20 protein-coding genes and 1 pseudogene are annotated in these 21811 nt (G+C 68.0%); 10 read left to right on the top strand and 11 right to left on the bottom strand.

Annotated elements, in window-relative coordinates; genetic code table 11:
- The first annotated feature begins 4 nt into the window (after positions 1–4).
- Positions 5–274: a GntR family transcriptional regulator gene (locus tag AB0D14_RS11270; protein WP_362777091.1), complete on the top strand. Its 270-nt coding sequence runs from the start codon at positions 5–7 to the stop codon at positions 272–274.
- On the opposite strand, the gene AB0D14_RS11265 is transcribed toward AB0D14_RS11270, so the two are convergent.
- Positions 204–1715, bottom strand: a complete 1512-nt coding sequence (locus AB0D14_RS11265) for a HAMP domain-containing sensor histidine kinase (protein WP_362777409.1) — start codon at positions 1713–1715, stop codon at positions 204–206. The genes AB0D14_RS11270 and AB0D14_RS11265 overlap by 71 nt on opposite strands.
- A 25-nt stretch (positions 1716–1740) precedes the next feature.
- Positions 1741–2421, bottom strand: coding sequence for a response regulator transcription factor (locus AB0D14_RS11260; protein WP_362777089.1), 681 nt, complete (start codon positions 2419–2421; stop codon positions 1741–1743).
- A 503-nt stretch (positions 2422–2924) separates the two neighbouring features.
- Between AB0D14_RS11260 and AB0D14_RS11255 the strand changes: the two genes are divergently transcribed.
- Positions 2925–6263 carry a S8 family serine peptidase gene (locus tag AB0D14_RS11255; RefSeq protein WP_362777086.1) on the top strand — a complete coding sequence of 1113 codons (3339 nt, stop codon included), beginning with the start codon at positions 2925–2927 and terminating at the stop codon, positions 6261–6263.
- A gap of 301 nt (positions 6264–6564) precedes the next feature.
- Here the strand turns inward: AB0D14_RS11255 and AB0D14_RS11250 are convergent.
- The 4 genes and pseudogenes from AB0D14_RS11250 to AB0D14_RS11235 form a co-directional block, all read right to left on the bottom strand.
- Positions 6565–7377 (bottom strand): annotated as a pseudogene (locus AB0D14_RS11250) (IS5 family transposase).
- Between the two features lie 171 nt (positions 7378–7548).
- Positions 7549–8685, bottom strand: coding sequence for an amidohydrolase family protein (locus AB0D14_RS11245; protein ID WP_362777083.1), 1137 nt, complete (start codon positions 8683–8685; stop codon positions 7549–7551).
- Between the two features lie 951 nt (positions 8686–9636).
- Positions 9637–9828 carry a DUF397 domain-containing protein gene (locus tag AB0D14_RS11240; protein WP_362777080.1) on the bottom strand — a complete coding sequence of 64 codons (192 nt, stop codon included), beginning with the start codon at positions 9826–9828 and terminating at the stop codon, positions 9637–9639.
- An 11-nt stretch (positions 9829–9839) separates the two neighbouring features.
- Positions 9840–10691, bottom strand: coding sequence for a helix-turn-helix transcriptional regulator (locus AB0D14_RS11235; protein WP_362777077.1), 852 nt, complete (start codon positions 10689–10691; stop codon positions 9840–9842).
- 226 nt (positions 10692–10917) lie between these two features.
- On the opposite strand from AB0D14_RS11235, the gene AB0D14_RS11230 reads away from it, so the two are divergent.
- From AB0D14_RS11230 to AB0D14_RS11215, 4 genes are all read left to right on the top strand, one after another.
- Positions 10918–11379, top strand: coding sequence for an ATP-binding protein (locus AB0D14_RS11230; protein WP_362777075.1), 462 nt, complete (start codon positions 10918–10920; stop codon positions 11377–11379).
- Positions 11380–11572: 193 nt separating this feature from the next.
- Entirely contained in the window at positions 11573–12118 is a 546-nt protein-coding gene (locus AB0D14_RS11225) for a TM2 domain-containing protein (RefSeq protein ID WP_362777073.1), read from the top strand.
- 46 nt (positions 12119–12164) lie between these two features.
- Complete coding sequence (locus AB0D14_RS11220) at positions 12165–12575, top strand: DUF2752 domain-containing protein (protein WP_362777071.1); 411 nt, start codon at positions 12165–12167, stop codon at positions 12573–12575.
- A gap of 213 nt (positions 12576–12788) precedes the next feature.
- Entirely contained in the window at positions 12789–13049 is a 261-nt protein-coding gene (locus AB0D14_RS11215; protein ID WP_362777069.1) for a TM2 domain-containing protein, read from the top strand.
- A gap of 89 nt (positions 13050–13138) precedes the next feature.
- On the opposite strand, the gene AB0D14_RS11210 is transcribed toward AB0D14_RS11215, so the two are convergent.
- The 5 genes from AB0D14_RS11210 to AB0D14_RS11190 all read right to left on the bottom strand — a co-directional run bounded on the left by AB0D14_RS11210 (position 13139) and on the right by AB0D14_RS11190 (position 17223).
- Positions 13139–13927, bottom strand: coding sequence for a succinate dehydrogenase iron-sulfur subunit (locus tag AB0D14_RS11210; RefSeq protein ID WP_362777068.1), 789 nt, complete (start codon positions 13925–13927; stop codon positions 13139–13141).
- Positions 13927–15681, bottom strand: coding sequence for a succinate dehydrogenase flavoprotein subunit (sdhA, locus tag AB0D14_RS11205; protein WP_362777065.1), 1755 nt, complete (start codon positions 15679–15681; stop codon positions 13927–13929). The genes AB0D14_RS11210 and sdhA overlap by 1 nt, the downstream gene beginning before the upstream one ends.
- Positions 15682–15700: 19 nt before the next feature.
- Positions 15701–16195, bottom strand: a complete 495-nt coding sequence (locus tag AB0D14_RS11200) for a succinate dehydrogenase hydrophobic membrane anchor subunit (RefSeq protein WP_362777062.1) — start codon at positions 16193–16195, stop codon at positions 15701–15703.
- 8 nt (positions 16196–16203) lie between these two features.
- Positions 16204–16584 carry a succinate dehydrogenase, cytochrome b556 subunit gene (sdhC, locus tag AB0D14_RS11195; protein ID WP_362777059.1) on the bottom strand — a complete coding sequence of 127 codons (381 nt, stop codon included), beginning with the start codon at positions 16582–16584 and terminating at the stop codon, positions 16204–16206.
- A 123-nt stretch (positions 16585–16707) separates the two neighbouring features.
- Entirely contained in the window at positions 16708–17223 is a 516-nt protein-coding gene (locus AB0D14_RS11190) for a 2-oxo-4-hydroxy-4-carboxy-5-ureidoimidazoline decarboxylase (RefSeq protein WP_362777408.1), read from the bottom strand.
- A gap of 498 nt (positions 17224–17721) precedes the next feature.
- On the opposite strand from AB0D14_RS11190, the gene AB0D14_RS11185 reads away from it, so the two are divergent.
- The 4 genes from AB0D14_RS11185 to AB0D14_RS11170 all read left to right on the top strand — a co-directional run bounded on the left by AB0D14_RS11185 (position 17722) and on the right by AB0D14_RS11170 (position 21715).
- On the top strand, positions 17722–19260 hold the full coding sequence (locus tag AB0D14_RS11185) for a glycoside hydrolase family 20 protein (protein WP_362777407.1): 1539 nt from the start codon (positions 17722–17724) through the stop codon (positions 19258–19260).
- 308 nt (positions 19261–19568) lie between these two features.
- Positions 19569–20342 carry a DUF4328 domain-containing protein gene (locus AB0D14_RS11180; RefSeq protein WP_362777057.1) on the top strand — a complete coding sequence of 258 codons (774 nt, stop codon included), beginning with the start codon at positions 19569–19571 and terminating at the stop codon, positions 20340–20342.
- Between the two features lie 89 nt (positions 20343–20431).
- Complete coding sequence (locus tag AB0D14_RS11175; protein ID WP_362777056.1) at positions 20432–20947, top strand: hypothetical protein; 516 nt, start codon at positions 20432–20434, stop codon at positions 20945–20947.
- Positions 20948–21046: 99 nt separating this feature from the next.
- Entirely contained in the window at positions 21047–21715 is a 669-nt protein-coding gene (locus AB0D14_RS11170; protein ID WP_362777055.1) for a hypothetical protein, read from the top strand.
- Positions 21716–21811 lie beyond the last annotated feature (96 nt).

The raw sequence follows: 21811 nt of genomic DNA, 5'->3' as shown, positions 1-21811 counted from the left end.
CGCGTTGCCGACGCAGGCCGCGCTGATGCGAGAGTTCGGGGCGTCGAGTCTGACCGTGCAGAAGGCGATTGCCCTGCTGAAGCAGAACGGGCGGGCGGCCTCCCGCCCCGGTAAGGGCGCCTTCGTCGCCCACCGCGACCACCCCGACGGGGCCGATGACCTCGACGAACCCCAGGTGGCCAGTGCTGCCTGGGTGAAGCGCGCTATTCCTCGGCTGGGGTGGGGGCTTGGGGGAGGCGTAGCTGGAAGCATGCTCCGAGGGTCCGGGGGGTGAGGGTGAGGGTGCCTTGGTGGCGGTGGGCCAGGTCGCGGGCGATGGCGAGGCCCAGGCCGGTGCCGCCTTGGTCGCGGGAGCGGGCGTCGTCGAGCCGGACGAAGCGTTCGAAGATGCGCTCGGCGTCCTCGGTGGGCACGCCCGGTCCGTCGTCGGCCACCGTGAGGACGACCCAGGCGTCCTGGTTCCGGACGGTGATCTGGATGCGGTGTGCGGCGTGGCGGGCGGCGTTGTCGATGAGGTTGCGCAGCAGTCGTTCGTATGCGTCGGGGTTTCCGTGTGCGTGTGCGGGGGCGGTGCTGTCGCAGGTGAGGGTCAACGGCCGTTCGGTGAGGGGGTATTGCTCGGTCAGCCGGGAGGCGAGGGCTGTCAGGTCGACGGTTTCGGGGCCGGCTGCGGCGGTGCGGGTGTCGAGGCGGGCGAGGAGCAGCAGGTCTTCGGCGAGGGACTGGAGGCGTCGGGTCTGTCGTGCGGCGGTGGTGGCCGCGGCGGGCCAGTCGGTGCGTTCCGGGTAGGCGAGCGCGACTTCCAGGCTGGCCAGCAGTGTGGTGAGGGGGCTGCGCAGTTCGTGGGCGGCATCCGCGACGAAGCGGCGTTGCTGGGCGGCGGCGTTGTCGAGGCGTTGGAGGGTGGTGTTGATGGTGGTGGCCAGGGCGGTGATCTCGTGTCCCGTGGCGGGGACGGTGACGCGTTCGCGGGGGTCGCTCGCGGTGACCGAGGCGGTGAGGACGCGGATGGCTTCGAGCGGCCGCAGCGCGATGCGGACGGCGAAGTAGGCGACGGCGGCGATCAGTACGAGGCCGACGAGCCCGGCCCGCAGCAGCAGGCGGTCGGTGGCTTCGGTGATTGTCCCGGCGATGTCCTCGCCTGCGTGCGGGAGCATCACCACATGGATCCGCAGCTGGGCGTCGGCGTCGATACCCAGAGCGGCGACTTTGTCGTTGCTCAGTTCATCGGCCCTGACATCGTCGTACATGACCAGGTAGGTCCCACCGTCCCTGCCGAACCGGTCCCGGGGCTTGGAGTCGTGGCGCGCCGGTATGCGCATGGGACGGGTCGCATAGCCCCAGGCTGCTCCGTCATCCGGTGGGGCGGGCAACTCGGCCTTGGGTGGGGCGGGCAGCACATGGCGGGTGCCGGGATCGAACTCCTCCATGCCTCCGCCGTAGGCGACAGCACCGCGGCGGCCGGTCGCGACGACCTCGTACGGCACAGTGCTTCGGCGAACGGGAAGCACGCCCTCCTCCACCTGGTCGACGAGAGCCAAGAGCTGTGCCTCCGCCTGCCCTTCGGCGATCTGCGTGCTCTCGCGGTAGACGTCGCGGTGTACCCACCAGCCGATGCCGACCAGGATGACGGCGGCGGCCGAGGCGGCGGCCAGGGCCGTGCGGGCTCGTACCGAACGCGGCCACCAGCGGCGTCGCGGCCCGGTCGCGTTCACGGTCGGCCACCAGCGGCGTCGCGGCTCAGTCGCGTTCACGGTCATCCACCAGTCGGTAGCCGGTACCCCGCACGGTCTGCAGGGACTGCCGGTGGAACGCGGCGTCCACCTTCTTGCGCAGCGCGCTGACGCGTGCCTCCACCAGGTTGGGATCCCAGGCTTCGTCGGGCCACGCGTGATAGAGCAGATCGGCCTTGGAGACCGCCTGGCCCGCCCGCCGGGCCAGCAGTTCCAGCACGGCGAACTCCCGGGGTGTGAGTTCCACCCGGACCCCGGCCCGGCGGCAGACCCGGGCGGCGACATCCAAGGAGAGGTCGCCCACGGCAAGGACGGGCGGTGCGACCGCGGCGGCTCGTCTGACCAGGGCCCGCAGCCGTGCGACGAGCACCATGTAGGAGAAGGGTTTGGCCAGGTAGTCGTCGGCCCCCGTGTCCAGGGCCTCCGCCTGGTCCCAGTCCCCGTCCTTGGCGGTGAGTACCAGGATGGGGGTCGCGTTGCTTTCCCGGCGCAGTTGGGCGCAGACCTTGTAGCCGTTGAGTCCGGGGAGCATCAAGTCCAGTACGACCAGGGCGTATTCGCCGGTCCGGGCCATCCACAGTCCCTGCCGGCCGTCGTGGGCGAGGTCGACGCTGTAGCCCTCGGCGGTCAGACCGGTGTGCAGGGTGTGGGCAAGGTCCACCTCGTCTTCGACCACCAGGATGCGCATGCGGTGCAGCCTCGCACAGCTCCGGCCCGCCTTCCTGATCATCCGGTCAGGTTGGATCAGCATCCGGTCAACGAGGTCCCGGCATGCTGGCCGAGTCTCTTCGCCACTGTTGAAAGGCCCTGCCACCGATGTCCGTTGCTGAAGGTGCCCCCGCCGCGGCCAGGACGGTTTCCCGTCCCGCACGCGCCCGTCGTCAGTCACCGCTCAGGCCTGTGACCGATGGCGTGCCCCAGCCTCGGGTGCGTCTGCGGTGACGCGGGGCTGCTGAGCCGAGTTGGTCAAGCTCAAGGGCACGACGGGCCATCATCACGCCACAAGCGATGGGGAGGTCCGAACGGGCGAGCGAAAGCGAACCCTTGCCCTTACGAGCCGACATGAGGAACACCGCGTCGATGGCGAAGCGGGCGGCGGCAGATCTACGCCTGACCAGCAGAAACCCAGTGATTACACCCGGAAGACAACAAGTTCTCAGAGAGCCTCCAGGGGGAGACTTGCGCAGACAAGTGAAAAGAGCGTGCGCGGCCACGATCGCCGCGGCGGCAGCTGTGGCTCTGGCGGCGGGCATGACCGGCCCGGCGTCGGCGGAGGCCGAGCGTACGGCCAGTGACTCGGCCAGTGACTCGGCCGCGCAGACCGCGCAGACCGCGCCCAAGCACCGCATCACCCTGATCACCGGCGACCGTGTCGTCGTGGACGCCAAGGGCCGTGTCATCGGCCTGGAACGGGCCAAGGGCCGCGAGAGGATACCCGTCCAGGTCCGCAAGACCGACGGACACACCCTCGTCGTACCGGCCGACGCCGCGCTGCTGATAGCCGGCGGCAAGCTCGACCAGCGGCTCTTCGACGTCACCGAGCTCAACAAGTCGGCCAACCGCAAGGCCCAGAAGCAGGGCCTCAAGCTGATCGTCGGCTACCGCGGTGCGGCAGCGGCGGCGAAGGCGGACGTCCGTGACGCCGGTGACACCCAGGTCCGCAGGACGCTCAAGACGCTGAACGCGGACGCGGTGCTGACGCCCAAGGGCGACGCGTCCGACCTGTGGGCCGCGGTCACCGACACGCCGTCCGGCGGCGCGAGGACCGCCGCCGGCATCGCGCACGTGTGGCTCGACGGGGTCCGCAAGGCCAGCCTCGACAAGTCCGTCCCGCAGATCGGCGCCGACAAGGCGTGGGCCGCCGGGTACGACGGCAAGGGCGTCAAGATCGCCGTCCTCGACACCGGTGTCGACGCGACCCACCCGGACCTCAAGGAGCAGGTGGTCGGGGAGAAGAACTTCTCCACGTCCCCCGACGCGAGCGACAGGTACGGCCACGGCACGCACGTCGCGTCCATCGCGGCCGGTACGGGTGCCAAGTCGGCGGGCAAGTACAAGGGCGTCGCGCCGGGCGCCAAGCTGCTCAACGGCAAGGTGCTCGACGACGACGGCTACGGCGACGACTCCGGCGTCCTGGCGGGCATGGAGTGGGCGGCCGATCAGGGCGCCGACGTCGTGAACCTCAGCCTGGGCGGCGGGGACACCCCCGACATCGACCCGCTTGAGGCCCAGGTCAACAAGCTGTCCAAGGAGAAGGGCGTCCTCTTCGCCATCGCCGCGGGCAACGAGGGGGGCGAGCAGACGATCGGCTCCCCGGGCAGCGCGGAGGCCGCGCTCACCGTGGGCGCCGTCGACGGCTTGGACAAGCTGGCCGAGTTCTCCAGCACGGGCCCCGGCCTCGACGGGCAGATCAAGCCCGACCTGACCGCGCCCGGCGTGGACATCACGGCCGCCTCGGCCCCGGGCAGCGTCATAGCCAAGGAGGTCGGCGAGAACCCGGCCGGCTACGTGAGCATCTCGGGTACGTCGATGGCGACCCCGCATGTCGCGGGCGCCGCGGCGATCCTCAAGCAGCAGCACCCCGACTGGACGTACACCGAACTCAAGGGCGCGCTGACCGGCTCCGCCAAGGGCGGCAAGTACACGCCGTTCCAGCAGGGTTCGGGCCGGATCCAGGTCGACAAGGCCATCAAGCAGAGCGTGGTCGCCGTCCCGTCGTCGGTGAGTTTCGGCGTCCAGCAGTGGCCGCACACCGATGACACCCCGGCGACCGAGAAGGTCACGTACAAGAACCTCGGGACCGCCGACGTCACGCTGAACCTCGCGGTGACGGCCACCAACCCGAAGGGGCAGGCCGCACCGGCCGGCTTCTTCACACTCGGCGCCAGGACGCTGACCGTCCCGGCGGGCGGCACGGCCTCCGCCGACCTCAAGGTCAACACCAAACTGGGCGGCACGCTCGACGGCACCTACTCCGCGTACGTGACCGCGACCGGCGGCGGGCAGAGCGTACGCACGGCGGCGGCGGTGCTGCGCGAGATGGAGTCGTACGACGTCACGCTGAAGTTCCTCGGCCGTGACGGCAACCCGGCGAAGTACTACAGCGCCAAGCTGGTCGGTGTCTCCGGGCTCGCCCAGGACAAGTACTACTCGCCCTACGACGAGTCCGGCACCGTCAAGGTCCGGGTTCCCAAGGGCGGTTACATCTTCAACACGGGGATTCTGGGCGACCCGGAGGATGCCGCCAAGGGTATCGACTGGGTGGCGCAGCCGAAGCTGAGCATCACCAAGAACGCCACGATCACGGTGGACGCGCGGACCGCCAAGCCGGTGGACATCACCGTGCCCGACGCTGCGGCGAAGGCGGGGGCCGTCTCGCCGACCTATACCGTCGGCACGGCGTACGGCAACGAGGGGTTCGGCTGGTGGCTGGACTCGTACGCCAACTTCCGTACCGCGCACGCCGGCCCGCAGGTCACCGACGGCACCCTGTACCAGGAATGGGTCGGTCTCTGGGCCAAGCCCGCCGAGGAGTACGACATCATCGTCGGCGGCAAGGTCAAGCAGCTCGCCACCGGTTACACCAAGCACTACAAGGCGAGCGAACTGGCCACGGTGAAGACCGGTCTGGGCGCCTCGTCGAGCGGCAAGAAGGGCGCGATCTTCGCCGAGGGCAAGCTGCCCGGCAGTCCAGGCTACTTTCCGACCGGGGTCCAGCAGACGCTGCCCGGCACGCGTACGCTGCACCTGTCCACCGCGGGCGGGGCGAAGTGGAAGCTCGACTTCGAGCAGCACGGCGGGCTCGACGAAGACGGCTTCCCGATCGTCGAGGCCGCATACATGCTCGGCACTCCGCAGACCTTCAAGGCCGGCAAGAGCTACGAAAAGACCTTCAACGCGGGGGTCTTCGGCCCGCGTATCGGTTCCGGCCTGGGCATCTACCGCGAGGGCAACGGCATCTACGGCTCCCTGCCGCTGTTCGCCGACGGACAGACCCACGTCGGCTCCTCGCTCTACTCGTCGGCCACCACGACCCTCTACCGCAACGGCACCAAGGTCGGCTCGAACAGCGACCCGCTGGAAGGGCAGGGCGCCTTCAAGGTCCCGGCCGGTGATGCCGCGTACAAGCTGACTACCTCGGTCAAGCGCAGCGTCAAGGTCGCCGCGGCCTCCACCCGTGTCGACGCCAGCTGGACCTTCCGCTCCAAGAAGGCCGATCTGGCCAAGCTGCCCGCGTCCTCGATCCGCTTCGACGCGGCCGTCGGCCTGGACAGCAGGGCTCCGGCCGACAAGAAGGTCTCCGTCCCGGTGACCGTCCAGGGCTCGGCCGCGGGCTCGAACCTGAAGTCCCTGTCGGTGTACGTGTCGTACGACTACGGCCAGACCTGGAAGAAGGTCACGGTCAAGAACGGCAAGATCGCGATCACGAACCCGGCCAAGGGCAAGGGGATCTCGTTCCACGCCAAGATCGCCGACAAGAAGGGCAACAAGTCGACGATCTCGATCTACAACGCGTACTACGGGAAGTGACCTGATCCGGTGGATCACCGACGGGTTCGCTGAACGCACTCATACACGGACGGCCCGCCGGAAGTTCTGCTTCCGGCGGGCCGTCCGTGTATGAGCGCGTTGCGGGAATCGAGAGTTCGCCGGTTGTAAAAGTGCCTGGGCCGCTCCAGGGAGCTGTGACGAGTATCCCTTCGCGAGTAGCCGGGAAGGAGGGGCTGGGCACTCAGACTGTGGGCGTGCCGGTGCCGGAGTAGCGTAAACAAGGTTCAGATCTGTCTGCCTTCTGCGGATCTAATAAACTGCAGAGGAATTAGAGGATGTCTCACGTGGCGAGTTTCGCGAGCTTCTTGTAGCAGGTGAGGGCGGCTGCGAGGCCGAGGAAGGCGAGGAAGTGAGATCCCTTTCGCTCGTACCGGACCGTGAGCCGGCGGAAGCCGAACAGCCAGGCGATCGACCGCTCGATCCTCCTTCCAGCGGTGCCGGCCGAGCCGCTCGCTCGATTCGATCCCGGGACGCGCGATGCGCGGGACGAGCCCTCGCTCGCGCAGCCAGGTGAGGTGTTCGGCGGAGAAATACGCCTTGTCCGTGCGGAGTTTGACGGGCCGACGCCGTCGCGGCCCGCGGCGGGAGCGGACGGCGGGTATAGCGCGGATCAGCGGCTTCAGAGCCAGGCTGTCGTGGGTGTTCGCACCGGACACCGCGACGGCCGGCGGGATGCCCTGGGCCTCGGACAGCACATGCAGCTTGCTGCCTTTCTTGCCGCGATCGACCGGGTTCGGCCCGGTCAGCGGGCCCCCCTTTTTTTGGCCCGGACCGAGGCGGCATCGACGATCGCCGAGGCCCAGTCCAGCTCGCCCCGCGCACCGAGTTCGTCCAGGGCCGCCCGGTGGAGCCGACGCCGCAGTCCCGCCCGGGTCCACGCGGTGAACCGGCGATGCGCGGTCGCGGGCGAGACGCCGAACGTCTCCGGCAGATGCCGCCAGGCGCACCCGCTGGTCAGCACATACACGACCGTCGTGAACACGGCCCGCTCGTCACACGGAGCAATCCCGCCGCCCTGCGGACGGGAGTTGAACGACGGCAGCAACGGTGCGACCAGCTCCCACAGACCGTCAGGAACCAGCCGCTGCGACAGATCGACACCCACAAGCAGCAATGATGCCGCAGCTCACCACACGAGCACGTGAGACATCCTCTTAGAAGAGCCTGTATGAGACCGCGTTATGGGGCAGCCGCGCATCGCATACTTCGGCCGTACTCTCGCCTTACAGCAAAGCATTCTTTCACTCCGGCCGACGCTGGCGTATCACTTCACGGGCACTTTCATTCTGAACAGTTTCTCTGCATTTCGGAATGCAATCTTTTCCTTGTCTTCGCGTGGCAAATCGACTCCGCGGAACCAGTCGGTCTGCTCCTTTATGTCCGCGAACGGATAGTCGGTTGCGAACATCACTCGATCCACGCTTATGTATTTCAACAGGAGATCGAGCAGTTCGGTCTGGGGGAATGCGCTGGTTGTGACCCAGAAGTTGTCCTGGAAGTATTGCGCGATGGGCTTCTCGAGCGAGTCTTTGGTCGGCTCGCCCATGTCATTGACGATCCGCTTGTAGTAGAAGGGAAGACCTTCACCCATGTGGCCAATGATGATTTTCAGTTTGGGGAATCGGTCGAAAACCCCGTACGTGATCATCCGAATGCATTGGGTCAGCACCTCCTGGTGCCAGCCATATCCAGACCCACTGAAAATGTAGTCTTGAAACTCTTCCGTGTATTCAGACCGCGTGGTGCTGTAGTAGATCTTGAAGACCTCGTCAGCTGGATAGCCGGGATGCAGGTAGATCGGCACATCGAGAGCAACGGCACGTGCCAGCACAGGCTCGAAATCGGGATGATCGAGATACTTCTTCGTGATGTGTCCGTTGGTCAGTGCACCCAAGAAGCCGTCTTCCCGAACCGAGCGTTCCAGTTCGTCCGCCGCCGCCTCCGGGCTCTGCAAGGGCAAGGTGGCGAAAGCCTTGAAGCGGCCCGGATATTTGGCGATTGGCCCGTCTACAAGCTGCCGGTTAAGACGATAGGCAAGGTCGATGCCCCTCTGCCCAGGGACATTTTGCACGGAGGGTGTATGAGCAGAGAGGATTTGAACGTTGAGTCCCCCCGCATCCATATCGCCGATGCGGCGTTGACCTAGATCCGAAAGACCAATTTCCTCAAGGAAATCTATGTGATCCTGATTGATGGAGTTCAGCTTCAACAACGTGGGAGTCGAAAAGGTCTCCTCCGCGCCGATGAAGGGCAGGTCCTGGTCCCGCCGTGAAATGTCCGAAGTCTTGCCCGAAGTCTCGTCCTCGCTCACCTCCGAGGCAATGGCGTGCGTGGACAAGCCGGCACCAATGCCAAGTGCCGTGCTGGTGGCGAGAAAACCGCGGCGTCCCATGGGCTTCATGTCAGTCCCTCTCTTCAGGCGTTTGTGTGGTGAGGTATCCGTACGGCATCCGTCTGCGAGATGCTTCAGGGGGTCTTCGCGTGCTGCCCGCGCACCGCGGCAGCGCTCAGGTCGAGGAACCGCTCGCCGGTGCGCAGCGGCTGTGGTGGAGCTGACGACCGTCCGCGTGCGCGCTGTGCGGGCCGGCCGCGGCGGGCCCGCACTGTTGTCGGTGTGTGACCCCGCATGCGGCGACAGGGAACGCCGTCGCCAGCGCCCTGGTGGCCACCCCGAACCTCCGCAGTGGACTATCAAGTTCCGGCATAGCCCCAACGCTAGGCCCGATTCCGTTCTGTTTCGTCATACTGCGGTCGTCATCCCTCGGGAGACAGGCGGTACGACGTTACTCCGACGGGAGTACTCTCCGGAGCGCCGTTCGACACCCGCACGAGAATCAAGGCCCGTCGCAACTGGGCCCGAAGTCCAGGGGCTGCCGGAAGATTTCAAGTCCAGTGAGACGGTCGTGACTCTATGAGGTTTGTGGTGCGGGTGCCCTGCGCTTTCCCCGATGGTGCTGCGTCGACTGCCATCACTAGCCTTCTACATACGGGTTGCATCGCTTGTCCGCATGCCTACTTCCTACCGAGCGAACCTGAGACGAACGTTAGAGAGCTGCTCACGCGCTCTGCTAAATGATCAGTTGTGGGAGCTTCTCGAGCCGTTGCTTCCGCCGTGGCCCGATGAAGGCGCCCGGTCCGCGGCCGGTGCCGGATCGGCAGTGCCTGCAGGGCATCTTGTACGCAGTGCAGGCTGGACACTTGTGGCCTTTCACGGGTCGCTGATGATCTCGTGGGTCAGTTCGCGGGAGGCCGGAGATGAGTGCGACTCAAGCGGTGCGGATCGTGGTGGCGTGGTCTTCCAAGTCGGCCAGGTTGAGAAGACGCGACGGCAGGGCCTTTCGGCGGGCTGCCCTCAAGAGTGATCGGCTATCTCCTGGCGGGTTGCGGTCAGGAGGGGGTGGAGGGTCGAGGGGTGGAGGGTGAGGGTGGTTGTTGGGTCGTCGGATTCGCGGAGGTGGAGTGTTCCGTCGGGGGCGGTTGCGAGTTCGACGCAGTTGCTGGCCTCGCTGCTAAATGTGGATTTTTGCCACCGGAGTTCGGTCATGGCGGGGCCTTTCACAAGTCGGCGATGAGTCTGTGGATGAAGTCGCGAGAGTCGGCGGCGTTCAGTGAGAGCTGTTCCATGCGGCCCATGATGGTTCGGTATTTTTCCAACTGGGCTTCCGCATACAGGAATTCGGAGCCGTGTTCTGTGTCCAGTTGCACGGTGTCCAGGTGCGGGTGTGGACCGTTGGCGATGACCACCGTCTGGCCGGCGCCGGGGAAGATGCCTGCCGAGAAGGGAAGCACAAGGACGGTTACGCCCTCACGCTCACTCATCTGCGTAATGTGTGCCAACTGTTCGCGCATGACCTCGGGGCCTCCGAACCGCATACGCAGAGCGGCCTCGTGGATGATCCCGGTATACCGCGTCGGGGCGTCGCTGTAGAGAATCCCCTGACGCTTGATGCGGTGGGACAGGCGGTGCTCAATCATCGGGGGCGGCAGGGTGGGCACGTTCTGCTGGAAGACCAGACGTGCGTAGTCCGCAGTCTGGAGCAGGCCGGGCAGGTGGGTGAACTGGACCGTGCGCAGCGCCCTCGCGTGCTCCTCCATCTCCGACAGGTCCAGCAGGACCGGCGGGAGGAGATCTCGGTAGTCCTCCCACCAGTTGCGGGAGCGTCCGCCCGTCATGGCCGCGAGCGCGTCGATGTAGGACTCATCAGAGCATTCGTACCCGTGGGCGAATGCTCGAACACGATCCGCGCTGACGCCGAACCGCCCGGACTCGATGTTGCTGATCCGGGCCGGATCGATACCCAGTTTCTGCCCCGCCTTGCGGGAGTTGAGGCCCGCACGCTCACGTAGTTTGCGCAGTTCAGCGCCCAGGCGCTGCTGCTTGACGGTTGCTGTAGGCCTTGGTGGCATCGTGGCTCCAATCCAAGAAGTTGCCGTGTTCGGTAGCAGTATTGTAGCCAGGTGCTCTACTTTGTGTGTCGAGACGATTACTCAACGTGGCGCCGGAGTCCCGGAAGTGCACCGCACCAGCGGCAGAGCCACCGCCTGCGTCACTCGATCTCATCCATCAGCCCCCGCGTCAGCCCCTGCATGAACACCTGTATCAACACCCGTATCGCACAGAGGAGTTACGGCCATGACTGAACTCGCCCTGAAACGCCCCGCCGACTCGCCGCTCGACGGTGACTGGGAGTACGCGCTCCGGATTCCCCACTCGCCCTTCGGTCCGGGCATCGTCCGGGCCCATGTGCGGGCCGTGCTCACCCGGCACCGGGCCGACTCCACCGTTCTCGACAACGCGCAGCTCGTCGCCTCGGAGCTGGTCACGAACTCTCTCGCGTGTACGCGGGATTCCGTCGCCGTGAGGCTCGTGCGCGCCGACGGGCGGTTGCGGCTCAGCGTGTGGGACAGCAGTCCGTTTCCGCCTCCGCGCTGGCCAGGGCCCGTGACGGGACCGGAACCCGACGCCGAGAGCGGGCGCGGGCTCTGGCTGACACGGGCGTGCGCCGACGAGTGGGGGCACTACCTCCTGGTCAACGGACGTCGTAACGGCGGCGGCAAGGAGGTCTGGGCGGAGTGGCGCGTCCCGGGTGCATAGACGCGCGGTAGCGGGGTGTCCCCGGCGGGTGCCCCAGCAGTCGCCTCGGCGGTCAGGCTCTCTGGGGTGGGGGTGGGGGTGTGGGTCACGGTTCGCCCTTCGCCGAACCGGATTCTCTGTTATGGGTTTTCTCGGGCAGGATGATCTGACTTGATTCTTTCCATACGTGTTTCCGTCCCCAGGAGTAGCGACCGTGAGTGAGCAGCCGCAGCAGCCCCAACAGCCCCCGAATCAGCCGCCCGGCTACGGCTATCCGAACCCGGGAGCAACCCCGCCCGGCTACGGCTATCCGAACCCCGGTGCCACTCCGCCTCCGCCCGGCGGCCCGAACCCGTACGCGACCGGTCAGCCGGGGCAGGGGCAAGGGCCGGGAGAGGGGCAGGGGCCGGGGCAGCAGTACGGGTATCCGCACCCGGGGGGATACCCGCCTCCCGGAGCCGGCGGGTACCCTCCGCCCGGCGCGTTCCCGCCCGGTACCTACACCGGTGACCCCAGCGCCCCGTACGGCTACGACCCTTACGGGCGCCCGTACTCGGACAAGTCGAAGATCATAGCGGGTGTCCTCCAGCTCGTCCTGGGAGGCTTCGGTGTCGGACGTTTCTACATCGGCAGCGTCGGTATCGGTCTCGCCCAGCTCTTCACGTGTGGCGGTCTGGGCATCTGGGCGCTCATCGACGGGATCATGCTGCTGACGGGCCACAACGCCACGGACGCCCAGGGCAGGCCCCTGCGTGGCTGAGCCGGGCTCCGTGCGCGGAGTGGGTGGAGTGCGTGGAGTGCGCGGAATGCTCGGCGCGCGTGGAGCGCGCGCCGGCGTTCTGCGGCATCCGGCGGCGGCACCCCTCGTGGTGCTCGTCGCCGGAGCCGTCGGCGCGGGCTATCTGTATGCCACCGACCCGCACGAGCCCGGCCACGTCCTGCCCGGGTGCCCGTTCCGCTATGTCACCGGGCTGCTCTGCCCGGCGTGCGGGGGCACCCGCATGGTGTACGACCTGATGCACCGCCAGTTCGCCGCGGCCTGGCTCGACAACAGGGTGCTGCTGCTCGCCTCGCCGTTCGCCCTCGCGCTGCTCGCACGCTGGATCGTGGAGGGGCTGCGCGGACGCCGCTGGCGGCCCGAACTGAGCGCGCGCACGCAGGCGTTGGTACTTGCGGTGGCGGTGGTGTGGACCGTGATTCGTAACATCCGGAGTTGATATTTCGGTGTAATTTGATCACGGGATGGGAACGATAGGGGGTTCACTCTCCCACCCGCCCCACGGCTTTCCGTACGCTCACACGTCACAGGGGGATGACGTGTACGCGGCTACGCGCCACGCGGTCTTTGGCGGTCTCCGCCATCGGTTCCTCCTGGGATCCCCGGAGCAGGTCCGCTCCGGTCTCATTCAGCAATCCAGGAGCAGGTTTTCATGACCGTCCCCACTCCCACCTCGTACGGCGTCGACCCGCAGGGCCGCCCCTACTCCGACAAGTCGAAGATCGTCGCGGGCATCCTCCAGATCTTCCTGGGCGGGCTCGGCATAGGCCGCTTCTACGTCGGCTCCGTCGGCGTGGGCGTCGCGCAGCTCCTCACCTGCGGTGGCCTGGGCATCTGGGCCCTGGTCGACGGCATCCTGTTCCTCACCAGCAACGACCGCACCGACAAGCAGGGCCGCGTGCTGCGCGGCTGACGTCCGGTGATGTGCGAGGGCCCCGCTCCAGTAGTTGGAGCGGGGCCCTCGCACGTCGGCGCCGTTCTACGGCTCAGCGGTCGGTTCGCTCAGAAGCGGCGCGTGATCAGCGCCCTCTTCACTTCCTGGATCGCCTTCGTGACCTCGATACCGCGCGGGCAGGCGTCCGTGCAGTTGAACGTCGTGCGGCAACGCCACACGCCGTCCTTGTCGTTGAGGATCTCCAGGCGCTGCTCACCGGCATCGTCGCGCGAGTCGAAGATGAAGCGGTGGGCGTTCACGATGGCGGCCGGGCCGAAGTACTGGCCGTCGTTCCAGAACACCGGGCAGGAGGACGTGCAGGCGGCGCAGAGGATGCACTTCGTCGTATCGTCGAAGCGCTCCCGGTCCTCCGCCGTCTGGAGACGCTCGCGCGTCGGCTCGTTCGTCTCCTTCGTGACGAGGAACGGCATCACGTCGCGGTACGCCTGGAAGAACGGCTCCATGTCCACCACCAGGTCCTTCAGCACGGTGAGGCCCTTGATGGGCTCGACCGTGATGGGCTTGGCGGGGTTGATGTCCTTGATCAGCGTCTTGCAGGCCAGCCGGTTCTTGCCGTTGATCCGCATGGCGTCCGAGCCGCAGATGCCGTGCGCGCAGGACCGGCGGAACGTCAGAGTGCCGTCCAGGTCCCACTTGATCTTGTGCAGCGCGTCGAGGACACGCTCCTTGGGGTCGATCTCCAGCTGGAAGTCCTCCCACACCGCTTCTCCCGAGACCTCGGGGTTGAAGCGGCGGATGCGGAAGGTGGCCGTGATGTACGGGGAGTCGGCGAAGCCGGGCTCGGGTGTGCCGGCCGCGCCCGTGTTGTCTGCCTTGTCCAGAGTGGGGGTTGCCATCAGTACTTACGCTCCATCGGCTGGTAGCGGGTCTGGACGACCGGCTTGTAGTCGAGACGGATGGACTCGGTGCCGTCGTCGCCGACCTCGCGGTACGCCATGGTGTGGCGCATGAAGTTCACGTCGTCGCGGTTCGGGTAGTCCTCGCGGTAGTGACCGCCGCGGGACTCCTTGCGGGCGAGCGCGGACACGGCCATGACCTCGGCCAGGTCGAGCAGGTTGCCCAGCTCGACGGCCTCCAGGAGGTCGGTGTTGAACCGCTTGCCCTTGTCCTGGACGGACACGTTCAGGTAGCGCTCGCGCAGCTCGCCGATCTTCTCGACGGCCGTCTTGATCGTCTGCTCGGTGCGGAACACCATGACGTTGGCGTCCATGCACTCCTGCAGCTCGCGGCGGATGTCCGCCACGCGCTCGTTGCCCGTGGCCGACCTCAGCCGCTCGATCTGCGCGACGACCAGCGAGGCCGGGTCCTCGGGCAGCTCGACGTCCGGGGCCGTGGCCGAGTACTCCGCCGCCGCGATGCCCGCGCGCTTCCCGAACACGTTGATGTCGAGCAGCGAGTTCGTGCCCAGCCGGTTCGCGCCGTGGACGGAGACACACGCGACCTCGCCGGCCGCGTACAGGCCCGGGACGACGGTGGTGTTGTCGCGCAGCACCTCACCCTGGACGTTCGTCGGGATGCCGCCCATGGCGTAGTGCGCGGTGGGCTGGATCGGGATCGGGTCCGTGTAGGGCTCGATACCGAGGTAGGTACGGGCGAACTCCGTGATGTCGGGCAGCTTGGCGTCCAGCTGCTCCGGCGGGAGGTGCGTGAGGTCGAGGTAGACGTGGTCGCCCTCGGGGCCGCAGCCACGGCCCTCACGGATCTCCGTGTAGATGGAGCGCGAGACGACGTCACGGGACGCGAGGTCCTTCATGACCGGCGCGTACTTCTCCATGAAGCGCTCGCCGTCCTTGTTGCGGAGGATGCCGCCCTCACCGCGGGCGCCCTCTGTCAGCAGGATGCCCATGCGCCAGATGCCGGTCGGGTGGAACTGGAAGAACTCCATGTCCTCCAGCGGCAGGCCCCGGCGGTAGACCGCCGCCTGGCCGTCACCCGTCAGCGTGTGCGCGTTGGACGTCACCTTGAAGAACTTGCCGGTGCCGCCGGACGCGTAGATCACGGACTTCGCCTGGAAGACGTGGATCTCACCGGTCGCCAGTTCGTACGCGACGACGCCGGCCGACTTCTTGACGCCGTCGACCTCGGTGATCAGCTGGTCCAGGACGTAGAACTCGTTGTAGAACTCCACACCCTCTTTGACGCAGTTCTGGTACAGCGTCTGGAGGATCATGTGGCCGGTGCGGTCCGCCGCGTAGCAGGACCGGCGGACCGGGGCCTCGCCGTGGTTGCGGGAGTGGCCGCCGAAGCGGCGCTGGTCGATGGTGCCGTCCGGCGTCCGGTTGAACGGCAGGCCCATCTTCTCCAGGTCGAGGACCGCGTCGATGGCCTCCTTCGCCAGGATCTCGGCGGCGTCCTGGTCGACCAGGTAGTCACCGCCCTTGATCGTGTCGAAGGTGTGCCACTCCCAGTTGTCCTCCTCCACGTTGGCGAGCGCGGCGGCCATGCCGCCCTGCGCGGCGCCCGTGTGGGAGCGGGTGGGGTAGAGCTTCGTCAGCACGGCGGTGCGGCTGCGCTTCGTCGCCTCGATGGCGGCGCGCATGCCGGCGCCGCCGGCGCCGACGATGACGGTGTCGTACTTGTGGATCTTCATGATTCTCGCAGCCCCGTGCCTAGCGGATGTTCGGGTCGAAGGTGAAGATCACCAGCGTGCCCAGCAGGATGGTGAACACCGTGGCGGTGTAGAGCAGGCCCTTGAGCCACAGCCGGGTGTTCGCGCGCTCCGCGTAGTCGTTGATGACCGTGCGCAGACCGTTGGCGCCGTGCAGCATCGCGAGCCAGAGCATCAGCAGATCCCAGACCTGCCAGAACGGGGAGGCCCAGCGGCCTGCCACGAAGGCGAAGCCGATCTTGGAGACGCCGCCGTCGAGGACGAGCTGGATGAGCAGATGGCCGAGGACCAGGACGACCAGGACGACGCCGGACAGCCGCATGAACAGCCAGCCGTACATCTCGAAGTTGCCCCGGGTGGACTTCGGGGTCTTCTTGGTCCGCTTGCGCGGGGCTTCGATCAGGGGTGCCGGGTTGTCGACGTCGTAGAGGGACGCGCCCTCCACGGGGCCGATGCCGGCTGCGGTCTTCTCGGTGGTGACTGTGTTGTTCGACATCTTGCGCGTCAGCTCCCGAAGACTTCACGAGCGGCGTGGCCGAGTACGGGATACAGGGCCCCGATCATCAACACGACCCAGATGCCGATCACGGTCCAGAGCATCTGCTTCTGGAAGCGCGGGCCCTTCGACCAGAAGTCGACGGCGATCACACGCAGGCCGTTGAGCGCGTGGAAGAGGATGGCGGCGACGAGGCCGTACTCCAGCAACGCGACGATCGGCGTCTTGTAGGTGGCTACGACCTTGTCGTAGTCCTCGGGAGAGACACGGACAAGAGCGGTGTCCAGTACGTGTACGAACAGGAAGAAGAAGATGAGGACGCCGGTGACTCGATGAGCCACCCAGGACCACATTCCTTCCCGGCCGCGGTACAGCGTTCCAGCCGGCACGGAAGAACCCTCCGGGAGCGGGGATTGGAGCCTGCCGGCTTCGATGTCGGTCGGGCCCGGCCGGGTACGGTCCACCGGCCCTGGCCATCGTAGCGACGTGTTGTCGGAACGTTTACGGCGGGCCTACCGATGTGATCGAACTGGCGGCCAAACAGGCTCGTACGGGCTATTACGGGCGTGGTTCATGGAGCGGGGGCCGAAGGATCTGGCGAGGCGGCCCCTGGTCAGGCGGCGCAGCTCTTCGGCCGTGTGGGCCCGCTCCTCGTCCGGATCGTTCGCCAGCCGTGCCCGGATTCCGGCCAGGACCTGGTCGAGGGCCTCCTCGGGGGCCGTGTCGTCCAGGCAGATCACGAAGACATGACCGAAACGGCTCTCGTACGCCGCGTGGGCGGCGCTCAGGGCGGTGTGCGCGGCGGAGTAGGCGCCGTCCGGGAGGAGCGTGAGGGTTTCGCAGGCCAGGGCCTCGTCGACATCCCCGGGCGCCAGGTCGTACGCCGCCTCGTCGGCCGCGGCCAGCAGGGAGTCCAGGTCGGGGTAGGGGCGGTGCGCGGCGACACGACGGGCCCAGTGGCAGCTGCCGCAGCAGGCGAGCAGAGCGTGCTCGGCCGCGTCGGCGGGCAGGGCGTTGAACCGGTCCAGGCCGGTGGGGCGCGGCCCGGAGGAAACCGGTGCCGAGCGGGTCCGCTCCGGCGGCTCCGGTGATTCGGGCGACTCCGGTGCGGCGACGGCCTGGCCGGGGAGGCGGGAAGAACGGTGCGCGGACAGCGTGGGTTCCTCAGCGGTTTCGGTGGCACTCGGGACGGGCGCCACACGTGGTTCGGCAGGAGATCACAGGAGATCAAGTGAGGGATGTGTCATCACGCTATCGAGGCTTGACCGGAGTTGTCCGACAGATGCCCGAACTTCACCCGTAAGGGAGAGTTTCAGCAGGGGACCGGACGGCGGCAGCGGGAGCAGGGGCTTAGGTTCACAGCGAAGGTACAGCGGAGGTACAGCGCATGAGGACGGTCTCGGGAGAGTGAGTGGTCCGTGGTGAACAGGCGCAGGCGCAGGGGATCGGTATCGGCTTCGGCATCGGCGAACAGGAAGCCGCTGCTGGTCGGTGCGGGCGTGGTCGCGGTTGTGGCGGGTGCCGCGCTGACCGCCGGGCTCTGGCCGAGCGGTGACTCGGGCGCGCCCTCGACCCGGCGGCCTTCCGGCGCGGGAAGCGCCCAGGCGCCGGATGCCTCCCCGACTCCGTCACCCAGTCGGACGTATCCGCTGTCACAGACGCCCCGGACGATTCCGGCCGTGCGCAAGCACACCCCGGCCCGCGGTCCGGGCTGGCGCCCCGCGAAGGGCTCGCGCGTGGTCGTGGGCGACGGGGAGCTCGCGGACGAGGGGCGGCTGCTCGCGAAGGAACTGGGGCTGGCCTACGCGGGCGAGGGCGAGCCGCGCGCCGGGGACGTCGGGCTGGACCTCACGGACGGGGACGCGAACCCGGAGTCGTACACGATGACCGTCGAGGACGGCCGGGTGCGGATCAGCGGCGCGGAGGAGGCGGGCGTCTTCTACGGCACGCGCACGCTCAAGCAGGAGGTCCACGGGAACGCCACGGCGCCCGAGGGGGTCGTACGGGACACGCCGGCCAAGCCGCAGCGCGGATTCATGCTGGACATCGCGCGCAAGCACTTCACCGCCGGGTGGATCGAGGACCGGATCCGTGAGCTGGGCGACCTGAAGTACAACCAGCTCGGACTGCACTTCTCCGACGACCAGGGCTTCCGGATCGCCTCCGACTCGCATCCCGAGATCGTGTCGAAGGAGCACCTGACGAAAGCGGAGGTGCGGCGCATCCTCGCCCTCGCGGCGAGCCGGCACATCGCCGTCGTGCCCGAGATCGACTCGCCCGGCCACCTCGGCGCTGTGATCGCCGCCTACCCGGACCTCCAGCTGCGCAACACCCAGGGGGTCGCGTCGCGGGGCGCGATCGACATCTCGGAGCCCGCCGCCGCGAAGATCGTGGACGAACTGCTGAACGAGTACGCCGACCTGTTCCCGGGGCGGTACTGGCACCTCGGCGCCGACGAGTACCAGGCCCTGACGGTCGCGAACCCGGCGGCCTCCTATCCGCAGCTGGCCGACGCCGCGAAGGACGCGTACGGCTCGGATGCCGGGATCGCGGACCTGGCGACGGGGTGGCTCAACGACCGGGCCGACACGATGCGCGGGCACGACCGGACGATGCGCGCGTGGAACGACGGGTTCTTCGCCGGGGGCACCGTCCAGGCCGACGACGACATCCAGGTCGCGTACTGGACGGGCAAGGAGATCGGCGCACGTGAGCCGGCCGAGTACCTGCGGGCCGGGCGGGAGATGATCAACTACAACGACGAGTACCTCTACTACGTCCTCGGGCAGCCCAACACCTTCGTCTACCCGACCGGACAGCGCATCTACGAGCAGTGGACCCCCCTCGTCGTACGCGGTACGAAGCCGGTGTCCAAGGAGTACGACGACCAGATCCTCGGCGCGTACTTCGCCGTCTGGTGCGACCTCTCGGGCTCCCAGACGCAGGACCAGGTGGCGGCGGGGATCCGGATGCCGCTGCGGGCGCTGACGCAGAAGCTGTGGGACCCGCGCGACCCCGAGTCGTCGTGGGCCGACTTCAAGGGGCTTGCGGGCAAGCTGGGCTGAGGTCCCGCCGGATCCGGGACGGCAGGCTCCCGGGACGGCAGGCCCGCACGGTGGCCGGTCTGCACAACGGCTGAATCCAAGTGGACGGGCGGGGTGCGCGAACCGTATGTTCCGGAGGCCGCGTGAGGCCTCTGGGGAGAGGGCGCGCCCGGCCTCTACGTTCACCTTCGTTCAAGTGCGTTGTCCACACGCCTTGTTCACGCATCTTCGGGGGACCCTCACCCATGCTCTGTGCCCAATGCCGTCAGTCCGCCGTGAGACCGGGCGGCACGCTCTGCCAGAACTGCGCCGGCGCCACGACCCGGCCGGTGGCCCAGCAGGTTCAGGCGGGCCGGCCGGGTCCGCTGCCCATGGCCCCGCCGCTCACCGCCGCGCCGGATGCGTACGCCCCGGATGCGTACGCCGGGGCGCCCTACCAGCCGCACGGCCCCGCCTGGCTGCGCTCGCCCGTCGTGATCGGGAAGGTGGCCGCCGCGGCGATCGGGGTGGCCGTCGCCACCGACCTCGTCGCGGTCTGGTCCGGCTACATGTCGTACGACGTCGCGGACCGGCTGGCGGGCGACAGGTTCGGCGCGGTGGCCGCGGAGGACATCGACCGCGCGGACACGATCTACACCGTGACCGGGCTCGTACAGACGATCGCGTTCTCCGTGGCCGTCATCCTCTTCCTGGTCTGGTTCCATCGGGCGAGGGTCAACGCCGAGGTGTTCAGCCCGTCAGGGCACCGGATGAAGCGCGGCTGGACCTGCTGGAGCTGGTTCGTGCCCATCGTCAACCTGTGGTTCCCGCGCCGCGTCATGGTGGACGTCTGGGACGCGAGCAGCCCGGCGGGGCGGGCGTCGCACGGCCTGGTCAACGTCTGGTGGACGCTCTGGGTCGTCTCGCTGATCGCCAACCGGGCGGGCTCCACCGCGTACCGCAGGGCCGAGACGGCCGAGGAGATCCGGGACGCCGCCGGCCAGGTGATGTTCGCGGACCTGACCGACATGGTCGCCGGCGTCCTCGCCGTCCTCGTGGTCCTGCGCCTCACCCGTATGCAGGACGAGAAAGCCCGCGGCGGCTCCTTGGTCGCAGCTGTGTAGTTGCGGCGGCTTGCGTGTTTGAGTGGCGAACTACTGTGCGCGTGTGGTCTATTCGGCGCTGGCCGAACCGACACAGCAGGGGGAGCGGCATGGGTTACTGGGGGTATTTCGTCGTGGGCAGAAGCGAGCGGCCGCTCGCGGAGTTCGGCGCGTTGTCGGGCACGGCGGGCATGACGCTGCACGAGACGACGGACGACGGCTGGCAGGTGTGGGAGTACCCGAACACTCCCGACGGTGGCGCCGGCGACGTCGGGAACATGAACGACCTGGCCGAGGAGACGGGCGCGCCCGCGCTCTTCGGATACGTCATGGACAGCGACTGCGTGGTCGTCGAGGCGTCCGCGCCCGACAGCGGGGCCTGGACGACCTGCCTGGACAGGGGCGCGATGGCCGGATACCTGGGCGGGAACGAGGACGGCCTGGCCGTCGACGACTTCTTCCTGGAACCGCGCGACGCCGTCGCACGGGCCGTCGCCTGGGCCGCCGAATCGGGGCGGGACGCGTCGGAGGAACGGCTCTTCGACGTACTCACCTCCGACGCGAGCCCCTCGGCCGAGATGCTTTTCTTTCGGTTCCTGGACCGGCTGGGGGTCGTCCCCCTGTAGATTTCGGCCACCTCACAGTGTGACGTTTCGGCCACTGTGCGCGCAGTAAGGGGAAGTGTGGGCTCCGCAACCAGCGGCGGCCCCACCGAGGGAGGCGTGATGAGCCTGGTGGAACTGATTGCTCAGGCCGACGAGCTGGGTCTCGCGGCCGGCGGTCTGGCGTGCCTGGACAGGTGTGTGCCCCTGTTGGGCGGCGACGACGAGATCCTGCGGCCCCTGTGGGCGAGCCTCGCCGAGCCCGAGTCCGAGGAGGGGAAACGCGACTGGGGCGAGTGTGTCGAGCAGACGCGCGCCAAGCTCTACGTCTCCGAAGCCGTCTCCGAAGCCGTCTCCGAAGCCGTCTCCGAAGCCTTCTCCGGGGCCGTCTCCGGGGCTTCGGGGGGCGACGGGTCCGCCGAGGGCGAGGCCGTCGCGCTGGCTCACCGCATGCTCGGCGCCGCCCCCGCCGAGTGGACCGCGGAGAACCTCCGGGAGTGGGCCGACGCCTGCTCGGTCGCCGCGCTCCAGATCCACCGCCTCCTCGATGGCACGTCCGGTGCCGCATCCGGCGCCGCGTCCGACGGCACGTTCTCGGTGGCGGCCCGGCGCGAGGGCCGTACGCAGGACATGTCGCCCCTCGTCGCCGCCGAACTGCGCCGTCAGGTCGCCATCCTCGAACTGCTGTCGGCCCACGGCCAGGGCGGTCTGCGCCGGGCGCGGGAACTCTCCACGGAGGGTCGGCGCGTGCTGCGCGCCGTGGTGTCCCGGCGGGCCCGCGGACGGGTCTAGGTGTAGTGACCCGTGAGGTTGGGGACGCGGCTGGCGGGTGGCTGGCCTTTGAGTGCGGTGTGTCCGCGGTGGTGATTGTAGGTGTGCAGCCAGGCG

The organism is Streptomyces sp. NPDC048484 (genome assembly GCF_040651415.1).
In the GTDB taxonomy this organism is placed as follows: domain Bacteria; phylum Actinomycetota; class Actinomycetes; order Streptomycetales; family Streptomycetaceae; genus Streptomyces.
This window is presented reverse-complemented; position numbering and strand designations above follow the sequence as displayed.

Excerpts from the sequence above, each read along its gene's own strand:
- AB0D14_RS11260 (WP_362777089.1), bottom strand. The coding sequence starts at position 2,421 with ATGCGCATCCTGGTGGTCGAAGACGAGGTGGACCTTGCCCACACCCTG.
- AB0D14_RS11245 (WP_362777083.1), bottom strand. The coding sequence starts at position 8,685 with ATGAAGCCCATGGGACGCCGCGGTTTTCTCGCCACCAGCACGGCACTT.
- AB0D14_RS11240 (WP_362777080.1), bottom strand. The coding sequence starts at position 9,828 with ATGACCGAACTCCGGTGGCAAAAATCCACATTTAGCAGCGAGGCCAGC.
- AB0D14_RS11235 (WP_362777077.1), bottom strand. The coding sequence starts at position 10,691 with ATGCCACCAAGGCCTACAGCAACCGTCAAGCAGCAGCGCCTGGGCGCT.
- AB0D14_RS11230 (WP_362777075.1), top strand. The coding sequence starts at position 10,918 with ATGACTGAACTCGCCCTGAAACGCCCCGCCGACTCGCCGCTCGACGGT.
- AB0D14_RS11220 (WP_362777071.1), top strand. The coding sequence starts at position 12,165 with ATGCTCGGCGCGCGTGGAGCGCGCGCCGGCGTTCTGCGGCATCCGGCG.
- AB0D14_RS11215 (WP_362777069.1), top strand. The coding sequence starts at position 12,789 with ATGACCGTCCCCACTCCCACCTCGTACGGCGTCGACCCGCAGGGCCGC.
- AB0D14_RS11210 (WP_362777068.1), bottom strand. The coding sequence starts at position 13,927 with ATGGCAACCCCCACTCTGGACAAGGCAGACAACACGGGCGCGGCCGGC.
- sdhA (WP_362777065.1), bottom strand. The coding sequence starts at position 15,681 with ATGAAGATCCACAAGTACGACACCGTCATCGTCGGCGCCGGCGGCGCC.
- AB0D14_RS11200 (WP_362777062.1), bottom strand. The coding sequence starts at position 16,195 with ATGTCGAACAACACAGTCACCACCGAGAAGACCGCAGCCGGCATCGGC.
- AB0D14_RS11175 (WP_362777056.1), top strand. The coding sequence starts at position 20,432 with ATGGGTTACTGGGGGTATTTCGTCGTGGGCAGAAGCGAGCGGCCGCTC.
- AB0D14_RS11170 (WP_362777055.1), top strand. The coding sequence starts at position 21,047 with ATGAGCCTGGTGGAACTGATTGCTCAGGCCGACGAGCTGGGTCTCGCG.